This window comes from Bradyrhizobium betae (assembly GCF_008932115.1).
Lineage (GTDB): Bacteria > Pseudomonadota > Alphaproteobacteria > Rhizobiales > Xanthobacteraceae > Bradyrhizobium > Bradyrhizobium betae.
Genome location: NZ_CP044543.1, coordinates 3485222 through 3498769 on the forward strand (window position 1 = coordinate 3485222; position 13548 = coordinate 3498769).

12 protein-coding genes are annotated in these 13548 nt (G+C 64.5%); 7 read left to right on the forward strand and 5 right to left on the reverse strand.

Annotated features, from left to right (window positions below):
* Positions 1 to 55: 55 nt before the first annotated feature.
* On the reverse strand, positions 56 to 481 hold the full coding sequence (locus F8237_RS16655) for a response regulator (protein WP_151646293.1): 426 nt from the start codon (positions 479 to 481) through the stop codon (positions 56 to 58).
* A 184-nt stretch (positions 482 to 665) separates the two neighbouring features.
* Positions 666 to 1367 (reverse strand): GntR family transcriptional regulator, encoded by a 702-nt coding sequence (locus F8237_RS16660; protein ID WP_151646295.1) that lies wholly within the window; start codon positions 1365 to 1367, stop codon positions 666 to 668.
* 94 nt (positions 1368 to 1461) lie between these two features.
* Between F8237_RS16660 and F8237_RS16665 the strand changes: the two genes are divergently transcribed.
* The 5 genes from F8237_RS16665 to F8237_RS16685 all read left to right on the forward strand — a co-directional run bounded on the left by F8237_RS16665 (position 1462) and on the right by F8237_RS16685 (position 6702).
* Positions 1462 to 2481, forward strand: coding sequence for an ABC transporter substrate-binding protein (locus F8237_RS16665; RefSeq protein WP_151646297.1), 1020 nt, complete (start codon positions 1462 to 1464; stop codon positions 2479 to 2481).
* The gene (locus F8237_RS16670; protein ID WP_151646299.1) at positions 2481 to 3242 is read left to right on the forward strand and encodes an ABC transporter ATP-binding protein; all 762 of its coding nucleotides are present in this window, start codon (positions 2481 to 2483) and stop codon (positions 3240 to 3242) included. Before F8237_RS16665 ends, F8237_RS16670 begins: the two co-directional genes overlap by 1 nt.
* A gap of 11 nt (positions 3243 to 3253) precedes the next feature.
* Positions 3254 to 4114: an ABC transporter permease gene (locus F8237_RS16675; RefSeq protein ID WP_151646301.1), complete on the forward strand. Its 861-nt coding sequence runs from the start codon at positions 3254 to 3256 to the stop codon at positions 4112 to 4114.
* Positions 4111 to 5853, forward strand: a complete 1743-nt coding sequence (gene araD / locus F8237_RS16680) for an L-arabinonate dehydratase (RefSeq protein ID WP_151646302.1) — start codon at positions 4111 to 4113, stop codon at positions 5851 to 5853. Before F8237_RS16675 ends, araD begins: the two co-directional genes overlap by 4 nt.
* Positions 5854 to 5982: 129 nt before the next feature.
* On the forward strand, positions 5983 to 6702 hold the full coding sequence (locus F8237_RS16685; protein WP_151646304.1) for a ribonuclease activity regulator RraA: 720 nt from the start codon (positions 5983 to 5985) through the stop codon (positions 6700 to 6702).
* Positions 6703 to 6723: 21 nt separating this feature from the next.
* Here the strand turns inward: F8237_RS16685 and F8237_RS16690 are convergent, their stop codons facing one another.
* Together F8237_RS16690 and F8237_RS16695 are read right to left on the reverse strand one after the other, a co-directional pair.
* Positions 6724 to 7284, reverse strand: coding sequence for a flavin reductase family protein (locus tag F8237_RS16690; RefSeq protein ID WP_151646306.1), 561 nt, complete (start codon positions 7282 to 7284; stop codon positions 6724 to 6726).
* A 106-nt stretch (positions 7285 to 7390) separates the two neighbouring features.
* Positions 7391 to 9490, reverse strand: coding sequence for a S9 family peptidase (locus F8237_RS16695; protein WP_151646308.1), 2100 nt, complete (start codon positions 9488 to 9490; stop codon positions 7391 to 7393).
* Positions 9491 to 9627: 137 nt separating this feature from the next.
* Between F8237_RS16695 and F8237_RS16700 the strand changes: the two genes are divergently transcribed.
* Both F8237_RS16700 and F8237_RS16705 read left to right on the forward strand, forming a co-directional pair.
* Positions 9628 to 11064 carry an MBOAT family O-acyltransferase gene (locus F8237_RS16700; RefSeq protein WP_151646310.1) on the forward strand — a complete coding sequence of 479 codons (1437 nt, stop codon included), beginning with the start codon at positions 9628 to 9630 and terminating at the stop codon, positions 11062 to 11064.
* The gene (locus F8237_RS16705; protein WP_151646312.1) at positions 11064 to 12173 is read left to right on the forward strand and encodes a hypothetical protein; all 1110 of its coding nucleotides are present in this window, start codon (positions 11064 to 11066) and stop codon (positions 12171 to 12173) included. The genes F8237_RS16700 and F8237_RS16705 overlap by 1 nt, the downstream gene beginning before the upstream one ends.
* A 186-nt stretch (positions 12174 to 12359) precedes the next feature.
* Here F8237_RS16705 and F8237_RS16710 read toward each other — a convergent pair whose 3' ends face one another.
* Positions 12360 to 13547 carry a pyridoxal-phosphate-dependent aminotransferase family protein gene (locus F8237_RS16710; protein WP_151646314.1) on the reverse strand — a complete coding sequence of 396 codons (1188 nt, stop codon included), beginning with the start codon at positions 13545 to 13547 and terminating at the stop codon, positions 12360 to 12362.
* Position 13548: the final 1 nt, after the last annotated feature.

Genomic DNA, 13548 nt, shown 5'->3' on the forward strand with positions numbered 1-13548 from the left:
GCGTCGAGAACAGTCTGGAAGCTTCTGCCACGCTGCAACATGGAGCTTTCAGCTATCAGCAGCCGCAGCCGGCATTGGGTTGCTGCGGGGATGACGATTGCGCCGATCCGAGGCAGCTGTCGACAGCCGCAAGCAATGCCTCGGGCCGAAACGGCTTTTGCAGGCTGGCGACCGCGCCGAGCTTGGTCGCCATCTTCAGGAAGTCCGGTTCGGCATAAGCGTCCGGCGTAACCGAGCGGCCGGAAATGACGATGATGGGAATCGCCGGCCGCCGCGCCCGGATGTGGCGCATCGTCTCGAGGCCATCCATGCCGGGCATGAAGATGTCGAGGAACAGCAATTCGAACTGGCTGGCCTCGAACAGCAGCAGTCCCTTGCGGCCATCGCCGGCGACGGTGACGTGATGACCGGCCCTCTCCAGGATCAGCCGGATCGTGAGCTGCACGGCCGGGTCGTCATCCACGATCAGGATGTTGGCCACGTCTAAAATCCTCCGGGTCGATCGGGATGTCCCGCCGACCCAAATCAAAGTTTCAAATGAGAAATTGTTGCGCGGATTGTGCCCATCCTGCAAGCACTTCGCGGCCGATGCAGCATTCGCCTCGCGCGATTCCGACGGCGGCGCTCATATGCATGTTTACGTGCATATGGATTTCCGGGCGGACTTAGTCGGTCAGGTACTCAGGATGATGGCTCCGGATCTTGTCGAGCTCGCTGAGCGTGCCTGACAGGTGCATGCGCAGATGCTGCTGCGCCGCATCGGCGTCGCCGGCCTCGATCGCGCGTGCGATCAGTCTGTGATGGCGGACGATGTTCTGGGCCTTGCCGGGCGAGGGCAGATGTAGCCGTCGGAGCCGGTCGATATGTCCGCTGCGGCTGCGCACCAGCGTCCAAAGCTCCTGCTTGCACGCTGCGGCGTAGAGCTGGGCATGGAAGTCGTTGTCGCCGGCCATGAACGCCTCGAAGTCACCGGCCTTGGCGAACTGTTGCTGCAGTGCGATGGCCTGATCCAGGCGGACCACCAGCGCGGCGTCGCAGTTGCCTGCGAGCAGGCGCACGATCTCCAGCTCCAGCGCCTGGCGCAGGAAATGCGCCAGCTCGGCGCGGCTGATGTCGATCCGGCTGACCACGGTCGCGTGCTGCGGAAAGACGTCGACCAGGCCTTCCTCTTCGAGCCGCATCAGCGCATCGCGCACCGGCGTCAGGCTGACGCCGAACTGCCCGGCGAGTACGGCGCGTGACAGCGGCGCGCCCGGCGGCAGCTCCAGGGCGATGATCGCATTGCGCAGGCGCTCGAACACCTGCGGCGCGGCCTGGCGGGCGCGATCGAGCCGGGCCGCGCGAGGCGCAGTATGGGTTGCTTCCATGTCGGGTCCCGCGGGCTTGCCTTCGATGCACTAATATATTAGTGCATCACCGGGGTCAACGCGGCGCGACGCTGGCCGGAGGAAACACACAACAATGATCAAGCATCTTCGTAGCAGGCTTGCGGTTGCCGTCGTGATCGCCACGGCCGCCTTCACATTATCCGCGGCACATGCGCAGCAGAAGTCCGAGATCTCACTGTCGCGCCAGCCCGGCATTTTCTACATGCCGAGCCACATCATGGAAAAGCAGAAGCTGATCCAGAAGCATGCGGCCGCGCTCGGCGTGCCAGGCGTCACCACCAAATGGATCACCTTCTCGGGCGGCGGGGCGCAGACCGATGCGCTGCTGGCCGGCGGCGTCGACATCCTCAACACCGGCACCGGCAATCTGCTGCTGCTGTGGGATCGGACCCGCGGCGGGGTGAAGGGCATCGTCGCGACCTCGGCGCAGCCGATGACGCTGATAAGCCGCGATGCCAACATCAAGTCGATCAAGGATTTCGGCCCGAGCGACAAGATCGCGGTGCCGACGGTGAAAGTGTCGACCCAGGCGATCGTGCTTCAGATCGCGGCGGCCGAGGCCTTCGGCGCCGATCAATGGGCGAAGCTCGATACCAACACCGTGCAGCTCGGTCATCCCGACGCCTATGCGGCGCTCGCCAATCCCAAGCATGAGGTGCACACACACTTCTCGATTCCGCCGTTCACCTTCCTGGAGCTGAAGAACGTGCCGGGCGCGCATGTCGTGCTGTCGTCGCCCGACGTGATGGGCGGTCCGCTCAGCCAGGCCCAGTTCTTCACCACGACGAAATTCGCCGATGCCAATCCGAAGATCATCCAGGCCGTGCGCGACGCGACCAGGGAAGCGCAGGACCTGATCCGCAGCGACACCAGGCAAGCCGTCGAGATCTACAAGGAGATCACCGGCGACAAGACCTCGGTGGAAGAGCTGCTCGATCTCCTCAAGGAGCCCGGCATGATGGAGTGGAATCTCGAGCCGCAGGGCACGATGAAGTTCGCGGCGCATCTGTTCAAGACCGGCACGCTGAAGAGCCAGCCCAAGGCCTGGACCGATTATTATCTCCCCGTCGCGCACGATCTGAAGGGCAACTGATGGCGCTGCTCGACGTCAACGGGGTGACGCTGCGCTACAAGACCTCCAGCGCAGTCGTCACCGCCACCGAAAGGGTGAGCTTTACGGTCGACAAGTCCGACCGCTTCGTGCTGCTCGGGCCCTCCGGTTGCGGCAAGTCGACCTTGCTCAAGGCCGTCGGCGGTTACATGGCGCCGAGCGAGGGGCGCATGAGCATCAACGGCCGCGAGATCCGTGGTCCCGGCGCCGACCGCATGATGATCTTCCAGGAGTTCGATCAGCTGCTGCCCTGGAAGAGCGTGCTTGCGAACGTCATGTTCCCGCTGCTGACCGCGCGGAAGCTGTCGCGCAAGGAGGCCGAGGCGCGGGCGCGGTCCTATATCGAGAAGGTCGGCCTCACCCGTGTCGTCGATGCCTATCCGCACACGCTCTCCGGTGGCATGAAGCAGCGGGTTGCGATCGCGCGTGGCATGGCGATGGAGCCGGACATTCTCCTGATGGACGAGCCGTTCGCGGCGCTCGACGCGCTGACGCGGCGGACCTGCCAGGACGAGCTGCTCCAGCTCTGGAGCGAGACCAAGTTCACTGTGCTGTTCGTGACCCATTCGATTGCGGAGGCGATCCGCATCGGCAACCGCATCCTGCTGCTGTCGCCGCATCCCGGCCGCGTCAAGGCCGAGGTGGTCGACGTCGACAAGGTCTCCAGCGACGATGGCAGCGCCGGCCGGCTGGAGAAGGAGATCCACGATCTCCTCTTCGCTGCCGAAGCAACGGCGCATTGAAGGAGCCTCTCATGGGCGAAGCAAGAATATTGCTGCGTGACGCACCGGTGGCCGGCGGCGGTGTCGCCGAGGTCGAGCGCAAGCTCAGCGTGCCTGAAATGCTGTGGAACGACGGCTTCGTCCGCAAGACCGTCATCATCCTGTTTCTCGCCGCGGTCTGGGAGGCCTACGGCGTCACCCTCGACAATCCCCTGCTGTTTCCGACGCTGCACGACACGATCGCCACGCTCTGGGATCGCGTCAGGGACGGCACGATCCCGATGCGCGCCTGGGCTTCGCTCAAAGTTCTCTTCATGGGCTATTCGGCCGGCATCGTGCTCGCCGCCATCTTCACCGTGCTTGCGATCTCGACACGCATCGGGACAGACTTCCTGGAGACGGTCACGGCGATGTTCAACCCGCTGCCGGCGATCGCGCTGCTGCCGCTTGCGCTGATCTGGTTCGGTCTCGGCAATGGCAGCCTGGTCTTCGTGCTGATCCATTCGGTGCTGTGGCCGGTCGCGCTCAACACCCATTCCGGCTTCAAGAGCGTGTCCAACACGCTGCGCATGGTCGGCCGCAATTACGGCCTGCGCGGATTGCCCTATGTGGCGAAGATCCTGATCCCCGCCGCCTTCGGCTCGATCCTCACCGGCCTCAAGATCGGCTGGGCCTTTGCCTGGCGCACGCTGATCGCGGCCGAGCTGGTGTTCGGCGTGTCCTCGGGGCAGGGCGGGCTCGGCTGGTTCATCTTCGAAAACCGCAACCTCCTCGACATACCTGCGGTCTTCGCAGGCCTCTTGACGGTGATTATCATCGGGCTCTTTGTCGAGAACCTGATCTTCCGCACCATCGAGCGGAACACCGTGCAGAAATGGGGCACCCAATCATGACCAAGACCAAGAAGAAGACACCCGACCAGCTCCGCAGCGCCCGCTGGTTCGCGCCCGACGATCTTCGCTCGTTCGGCCATCGCTCCCGCGCCATGCAGATGGGTTATGCCCCGGAGGAGTGGAAGGACCGTCCGATCATCGCGATCCTCAACACCTGGTCGGATGCGCAGCCCTGCCACATGCACTTCAAGTCGCGCGTCGACGACGTCAAGCGCGGCATCCTGATGGCGGGCGGCCTGCCGCTGGAGCTGCCGGCACTGTCGCTGTCGGAATCGCTGCTGAAGCCGACCACCATGCTCTACCGCAATCTGCTGGCGATGGACGCCGAGGAGCTGCTGCGCAGCCATCCCGTCGACGGCGTGGTGCTGATGGGCGGCTGCGACAAGACCACGCCCGCGCTGCTGCTTGGCGCCACCTCGATGAACATCCCGGCGATCTACCTGCCGGCAGGTCCGATGCTGCGCGGCAACTGGAAGGGCAAGACGCTCGGCTCCGGCTCGGACGGCTGGAAATATTGGGACGAGCGACGCGCCGGCAAGATCTCCGAGAAGGACTGGCTCGACATCGAAGCCGGCATCGCCCGCAGCTACGGCACCTGCATGACCATGGGCACGGCCTCGACCATGACCGCGATCGCGGAAGCGATCGGCCTGACGCTGCCGGGCGCCTCCTCGATCCCCGCGGCGGACGCCAACCACATCCGCATGGCCTCCGAATGCGGCCGCCGCATCGTCGAGATGGTGTGGGAAGATCTGACGCCGAAGACGATCCAGACCCGCAAGGCGTTCGAGAACGCCATTGCGGTCGCGATGGCGATGGGCTGCTCGACCAATGCGATCATCCATCTGATCGCGCAGGCCCGCCGCGCCGGCCAGGACATCGGCCTTGACGATTTCGAGGTCGCGAGCCGCAAGGTACCCGTGATTGCCAACGTCCGCCCGAGCGGCGATGCCTATCTGATGGAGGACTTCTTCTACGCTGGTGGCCTGCCGGCGCTGATGAGCCAGATCAAGCCGCATTTGCATCTCGACTGCATCACCGTCACCGGCAAGACGCTCGGTGAGGACATCGCGCATGCGGAGGTGCACAATGACGACGTGATCCGCTCGGTCGACAATCCCATCTACAAGGAGGGCGCGCTCGCCGTGCTCAAGGGGAATCTCGCGCCCGACGGCTGCGTCATCAAGCCCTCCGCCTGCGCGCCGCGTTTCCTCAAGCACACCGGGCCGGCCCTGGTGTTCGACGACTATGCCTCGATGAAGAAGGCGGTCGAGGATCCCGATCTGGACGTCACCGAAGACCACATCCTGATCCTGCGCAATGCGGGGCCGCAGGGCGGGCCGGGCATGCCGGAATGGGGCATGCTGCCGATCCCGACCAAGCTCGTGAAGCAGGGCGTGCGCGACATGGTGCGCATCTCGGACGCGCGCATGAGCGGCACCAGCTATGGTGCCTGCATCCTGCACGTCTCGCCGGAGTCCTATATCGGCGGACCGCTGGCGCTGGTGCGGAACGGCGATCGCATCACGCTCGACGTCGCCGCGCGCGCCATCAATCTCGATGTCCCCGAAGCCGAGCTCGACAAGCGCCGTGCCGCCTGGAAGCAGCCCGAACGCCGCTTCGAGCGCGGCTACGGCTGGATGTTCACCAAGCACATCAAGCAGGCCAATGAGGGCTGCGACTTCGACTTCCTCGAGACCGATTTCGGCGCGCCGATCGGTGAGCCGTCTATCTACTAGAGAACTGTCATTCCGGGGCATCGCGAAGCGATGAGCCCGGAATCCATCGAGCCGCAGTCCGTGCCGCCTGATGGATTCCGGGCTCGCGCCAAGTGGCGCGCCCCGGAATGACGAAAGAGAGAGCACACCATGACCAAACTGTCCGAAGCCACCCGCACCAAGCTCAAATCCGTCTCCACCGCCACTGTCGCCACCGCTTTGTTCAAGCGCGGCCTGCGCATCCAGATGATCCAGGATGTGCATCCCCTGGGCGCGGACCAGCCGACCATGGTTGGGGAGGCTTTCACCCTGCGCTACATGCCGGCGCGGGAGGATCTCAACACGATCGACGTGTTCAAGGACCGCTCGCATCCGCAGCGCAAGGCGGTCGAGGATTGTCCGCCCGGTTCGGTGCTGGTGATGGACAGCCGCAAGGACGCGCGCGCGGCTTCGGCCGGCGCGATCCTGGTGACGCGGTTGATGAAGCGCGGCGTTGCCGGCGTCGTCACCGACGGCGGTTTTCGCGATTCCGCCGAGATCGCCAGGCTCGGCATTCCCGCTTATCACCATCGCCCGTCCGCGCCGACCAACCTGACGCTGCACCAAGCCATTGAGATCAACGTGCCAATCGGCTGCGGTGACGCGCCGGTGTTCCCCGGCGACGTCATCCTCGGCGATGCCGACGGCGTCATCGCGATCCCCGCGCATCTCGCCGAAGAGATCGCCAACGAAACCTTCGAGATGACGGCGTTCGAGGACTTCGTCACCGAGGAAGTCGGCAAGGGCCGCGGCATCTTCGGTCTCTATCCGGCCACAGATCCGCAGACGCTCATCGACTTTGCGGACTGGCGGAAGAAGAACGGGCGGTAGCAGGCGCCGGTCGCGGAACGATCACAGCATCCCGGGCCGGAACAGCTTCCGGTACTTGCGTGTCTCGGCGCCGGAGATCATGAATTCGCCGTCGCCGCGATAGTGGATGGTCTTTGGCAGCTTCGGCGCCGTCGCCACGTGCGCCTTGACCACTTCGAACACGAACATGTTGTACTTTTTCACCTGGCTGGCGTCGGCAAGCTGGCATTCGAAGCTCGCGTAGCACTCGTCGATCAGCGGCGCCCGGACATGCGTGCCCGGTTTGGGCGTCAGGCCGAATTCGCCGAACTTGTCGATATCGCGCCCGGAGCTGTTGCCTATCTTCACGACCGTCGTTGCGAGGTCGGCGGTCGGGATGTTGATCACGCATTGGCGGCTCTTGCGGATCAGGTCGAAACTGTGGTTCGCGCTCGAGATGACGCAGGCCACCAGCGCCGGCGAGAATTCCATCATCATGTGCCAGCCCATCGTCATGATGTTGGTCTCGTCCTTGTGGGCCGAGCTCACCAGGACGATGGGCCCCGGCTCGAGCAGGCGGCGGACGTTCGAGGTCGGAAAATCCCGCTTGATGTAACGTCGCATGCTCGCTCCTGTCGCCCGGATGGAGCGTAGCGCAATCCGGGGCGGTGCTTGTTTTGGATAAGGTCCCGGATTTCGCTTCCGCTCCATCCGGGCTACGAGATTACGCTCAGGCCTGCGCCATCCCCGCCGCCCACAGCGCGAACGCGTAGACGATCGCGACCTCGTCGAGCCGGTCGAAGCGACCAGACGCGCCGCCGTGGCCGGCGCCCATGTTGGTGCGCAGGAGCACCGGGCCGCCGCCGCTCATGGTGGCGCGCAGGCGGGCGATCCACTTGGCCGGCTCCCAATAGGTGACGCGCGGATCGGTCAAGCCGCCCATCGCCAGGATTGCCGGATACTCCTTCGCGGCGACATTGTCGTAGGGCGAGTAGGACAGGATGGTGCGAAAGTCCTTCTCGCTCTCGATCGGGTTGCCCCATTCGGGCCATTCCGGCGGCGTCAGCGGCAGCGTATCATCGAGCATGGTGTTGAGCACGTCGACGAAGGGCACCTCGGCGACGATGCCCGCGAACAACTCGCCGGCGCGGTTCGCCACCGCGCCCATCAACATGCCGCCGGCCGAGCCGCCATGGCCGACGATGCGCTTTGCGCTGGTGTACTTCGCATCGATCAGCGCGCGGGCGCTGGCCGCGAAATCGTCGAAGCTGTTGGTCTTCTTCTCGCGCTTGCCGTCGAGATACCAGCCCCAGCCCTTGTCGGCGCCGCCGCGAATATGGGCGATGGCGTAGACGAAGCCGCGGTCGACCAGCGACAGGCGGTTGGCGTTGAACGAGGCCGGCATCGCCATGCCGTAGGAGCCGTAGCCGTAGAGCAGCAGCGGCGCCGATCCGTCGAGCTCGAGGCCGCGACGATAGAGGATCGACACCGGCACCTCGGCGCCGTCATGCGCCTTCGCCATGATGCGCGTGGTGACGTAGTCGGCGGCATCGTGGCCGGACGGAATCTCCTGGCGCTTGCGCAAGGTGCGCGTCCGCTTGACCATGTCGTAGTCGTAGACCTCCGACGGCGTCGTCATCGACGAATAGGCGAAGCGCAAATTCGTCGTCTCGAATTCGTAGGATCCCATCGTGTCGAGCGAATAAGCCGCTTCGTCGAACGCGATCGCGTGCTCTTCTTTCGTCACGAGATCGCGGATCAAGATCGACGGCAGCGCATTGGCGCGCTCCAGCCGCACCAGATGGCCGGCATAGAGATCGAGATCGATGATGTAGATCCCCGGACGATACGGGATCAGATCGCGCCAGTTGTTGCGCTCCGGCGAGCCAAGCGGCGCCGTGACGATCTTGAAGTCGATGGCGTCATCGGCATTGGTGAGGATGAAGAGCTCGTCGCCGCGGTCGGCCAGCGAATATTGCACGCCTTCCTCGCGCGCCGCGACCAGCCGCGGCGGCGCTTCGGGGTGCGCGAGATCGATCAGCCGCTGTTCCGAGGTCTCGTGGTCGCCGCCGGCGATCACGCAGAAGCGGCCGCTGGTGCTCTCTTGCAGATGGGTGAACCAGCCGGCATCCTGCTCTTCGTAGACCAGCGTGTCGTCGGCCTGCTTGGTGCCGAGCTTGTGCCGCCACACCTGCATCGGCCGGTGATTGTCGTCGAGCTTCACGTAGAAGAAGGACCTGGCGTCCGCAGCCCAGACCACGCCGCCATCGGTCTCCTCGACGACGTCGTCGAGATCCTTGCCCGTGGCCCAGTCGCGGACACGGATCGAAAAATATTCGGAGCCCTTGGTGTCGGCGCTCCAGGCCTGCAGCTTGTGATCGTTGGAGTGGCGGCTGCCGCCGAACTTGAAATAGGTGTGGTCCTTGGCCAGCGCGTCGCCGTCGAGCACGACATGACCCTCGCCGCCGTCGCGCGGCATGCGGCCGAACAGCTCGTGCTGCCCGCCTTCGCGGAACTTGCGGAAATAAGCGAACGGACCATCCGGCGAGGGCACGCTGGAATCGTCCTCCTTGATCCGCCCGCGCATCTCGCGCACCAGCGTCTTCTGCAGGGCGCCGGTGTGGCCGAGCAGGCTTTCGGTGTAGACGTTCTCTTCATCGAGATATTTTCGGATATCCGGATCGAGCACCTTGGGCTCGCGCAACACCTCTTGCCATTTCTCGTCCTTCAGCCAGGCATAGTCGTCGGTCACGGTGATCCCGTGCCGCGTAAAGGAATGCGGCCGGCGCGGGGCGACGGGGGGCTGGGAGGGTGTCTTGGTCTGGGTCACTCGGTCCTCGTTCAGATGTCTGTCCCGTCTTATATCGTCCCGATCTAACGAATTGCCAGCGACCGCGCCAAGTCGCCGGGTTGTTGATGGGCTCCTTGTATGCTTTAGGGACGATATCCCGCCGCCGGTCCAGCCTGATGCTGTTCAATTCCTATCCGTTCATCCTGCTGTTCCTGCCGGTCGTGCTGGCCGGGTATTTCTGGCTCGGGCGGCGCAGCAATCTGGCCCCGGTGATCTGGCTGGCGCTGGCCTCGCTCGCCTTCTACGCCATCGGCAGCTGGCAGTTCGTGGCCCTGTTGCTGCTGTCGATCGCCTTCAATTACGGCGTCGGCCATCTCCTCATCGTGGCGAAGCTCACCCCGCCGCAGCGAAAGGCCGCGCTCGCGCTCGGTGTCGTCGGCGATCTCCTCGTGCTCGGCGTCTTCAAATATGCCGGCTTTGCCGCCGACAACATCAACGCGCTGTTCGGCACGCATGCCGCAGTCCACATCCTGCTGCCGGTCGGCATCTCCTTCTACACCTTCACCCAGATCGCGTTCCTGGTCGATGCGTATCGCGGCCAGGTCGCTGCCTATGCACTGCCGCATTATGCGGTGTTCGTGACGTATTTTCCGCATCTGATCGCCGGGCCGATCCTCCACCATAAGGACATGATCCCGCAATTCGAGCGCGAGGAGTCCAAGCATCCGGACCCGCATCTGATGCTGTGCGGAATCATCATCTTCGCCATCGGCCTGTTCAAGAAGACCTGCCTTGCCGACGGCATCCAGCCGCTGGTCGCGCTCGCCTTCGACGCGCGCGCGCCGAGCTTCGACCAGGCATGGTGTGGCGTGCTCGCCTACACGTTCCAGCTCTATTTCGACTTCTCCGGCTATTCCGACATGGCGGTCGGGATCTCGCTGATGTTCGGCATCTTCCTGCCGGTCAATTTCAACTCGCCCTACAAGGCGACCAGCATCGTCGAGTTCTGGCGGCGCTGGCACATGACCTTGTCGCAGTTCTTGCGCGACTATCTCTATATCCCGCTCGGCGGCAACCGCCACGGCCGCGTGCTGCGTTACGTCAACCTGCTGATCACGATGCTGCTCGGCGGGCTCTGGCACGGCGCGGCCTGGACGTTTGTCATCTGGGGCGCGCTGCACGGCGCCTATCTCTGCGTCAACCATGCCTTCAACGCGCTGGTGCCGAACGTCCCGGCGATCCTTGCGCGGCCGGTTCGTTTCGCCGGCGCCGTGTTGACTTTCCTCGCCGTCGTCGTCGCCTGGGTGTTCTTCCGCGCCGAGCGGGTCGATTGGGCGCTGCGGATCCTCCACGCGATGGCGGATCCCGCGACTATCGTGTTCGGGCGCGAGGAGATCGCGGCACTGGTGATGATATCGATCTACGCGGCGCTGGTGTGGCTGGCGCCGAACACGCAAGCGATCATGGGATATGATCATGGCAATCGCCAGGTCGGCGAGACCTTGCGGGCAGAGCGCATGCGGCCGTTGGTCCTCTATGGCGCATCGTTGGTGCTCGCGCTCGGGATTCTCGGCATCCAGAGCCACAGCGAATTCATCTATTTCCGGTTCTGATGCGCAGCGCCTTCACCAGTCTGAAGCGTCTCATCCTCGCGAGCATCGCCTGCGTGCTGGGCGCGGCCGCGCTCATCTTCGTCGTCGACCCCCTGCAACTGTTCCGTCCCGCGCGTCTCGTCGCAGCCGGTTACTCCGAAGACACGCGCGTGCAGAATGCCGGGCTGATCCGCAGCCAGTCGTTCAACACCGCCTTCATGGGCACCTCGCTCGCGATCCACTTTCGCCAGAGCGACATCGACCGCGCGCTCGGCGTCCGCTCGCTCAAGCTGGCGATGACCGGGTCCAACTCGCGCCAGCAGGGATTCGTGCTAGAGCAAGCAATCGACCGCGGCGCGCGGCGCGTGATCTGGGCAATGGACGATTTCAGCTTCGTCGATGCGGCCGATATCGAGGTCGATCCGTATCTCTCCGTCGATCTCTATCGCAGGACGCCGAAGGGCATCGCGTCCTATCTGTTCAGCGCCGCAATGGCGAAGGAATCCCTGTTCGCGTTGCTGCGATCGGTTCCGCCGCTGCGGGACCCGCTGACACGGGCGGCACCTTATCTTCCCGTCAAGTTCGCGTTGTCCGACGTCGACGACATCTACGCCCTGCCGCGGAATTTCGACGTCGCGCGCGGCTACAATGCGGAGAGGACGCTTGCCGCCTTCGCCTATATCACTGATCCTGTCCGCAGCCGCTTCCTCGGCGAAGGCTATGGCTATGAGGCCATGGTGCGACATTTCGAGCACGACGTTGCAGGCCTCGTCACGCGCCATCCGGACGTGACCTTCGATATCTACTTCCCGCCCTATTCGATCCTGCAATTCGTCGCGATGCGCGATGCCTCGCCGGCGACGCTGAAGATCGTCATCGATCTCACCACCCACATCGCGCAGCGCCTGTCGCAGCTTCCGAACGTCCGCCTGCACGACTTTCGCGCGATCAAGGCGGTGACGCACGAGCTCGGCAATTACAGCGACGTCATCCATCATTCGCCGGTGGTGGATGCGATGGTGCTGGGATGGCTGGCGAGCGGGGAATACCGCGTCGATCCGAAGAAGCCGCTCGCGTCGCTGGAGGAACTGAAGGCGCAGGTCGAAGCGTATCGGGTACCGCAACCGTAGCCAATCACTCCGCTGTCGTCCCGGACAAGCGAAGCGCAGATCCGGGACCCATAACCCCGGGCAGGAGTTATCGCCCGAACTGGCGACTCCGAGTCTTCGCCAAACCACTCCCTGTGGTTATGGGTCCCGGGTTCGCGCCATGCGCGCCCCGGGACGACGGCGGAGTGTGGAGCGTTGGCTTTCGCCCTACGCCGCCACCTCTTCGCCGAGATACGCGACCGCCGCTTCCAGTCCGCCCTTGCCGTGCGGGATCTTCAGCGCGTTGAGGCCGACCTCGATCACTCCGAGCGTGCCGAGCAGCATCGGTGCGTTGACGTGGCCCATATGGGCGATGCGGAACGCCTGGCCCGAGAGATCGCCGATGCCGGTGCCGAGCACGACGCCGCACTTCTCCTTGCAATAGCGTTGCAGCACGGCCGGATCGTAGCCGTTGCTCATGGTCACCGTGGTCACGGTGTTGGAGCGTTCGCTGGCTTCCGCGATGTTGAAGCCGAGCACCTGGCCTTCCGACCATGCGGAGACCGCGCGGCGCGTGGCTTCGCCGAGCAGGCTGTGGCGGCGGAAGGCGTTCTCAAGCCCTTCCTCGTGCAGCAGGTCGATCGCCTGGCGCAGCGCGAACAGCAGATGCACCGGCGCGGTGCCGGCATATTTGCGATAGTGCTCGCTGCCCTCGCGTTCGCTCCAGCTCCAGTAAGGGGTGCTCATATTGGCCTTCTTCTGCACTTCGAGCGCGCGCGCATTGGCGGCGACGAAGCCGAGGCCGGGCGGCGTCATCAGGCCCTTCTGCGAGCCGGACATCGCGACGTCGACGCCCCATTTGTCCATCTCGAACGGCATGCAGCCGAGCGAGGCCACGGTGTCGACCATGTACAAAGCCGGATGGCCGCTCGCCTTGATCGCCTTGCCGATCGCCTCGATGTCGTTCTGCACGCCCGAGGCCGTGTCGACCTGGACGACGACGACGGCCTTGATCGCGTGCTCCTTGTCGCGGCGCAGGCGTTCCTCGACCTCGTGCGGCCGCACTGCGCGGCGCCAGTCGCCCTTGAGCACCTCGACCTCGGCGCCCATCAGGGCTGCGGCATGGCCCCAGCCGATCGCGAAGCGTCCGCTCTCCAGAACCAGCACCTTGTCGCCGCGCGACAGCACGTTGCTCAGCGCGGCTTCCCAGGCGCCATGGCCGTTGGCGATGTAGATGTAGGACTTGCCCTTGGTGGCAAACAGGCCCGAGATGTCGCGGAGCAGGCTCTCGGTCAGATCGGTCATCTGTTTGGAGTAGATGTCGATCGCCGGACGATGCATCGCCTGCAACACGGCGTCGGGCATCGTGGTGGGCCCGGGGATGGCCAGAAATTCCCGGCCCGCGCGAACGGTCATT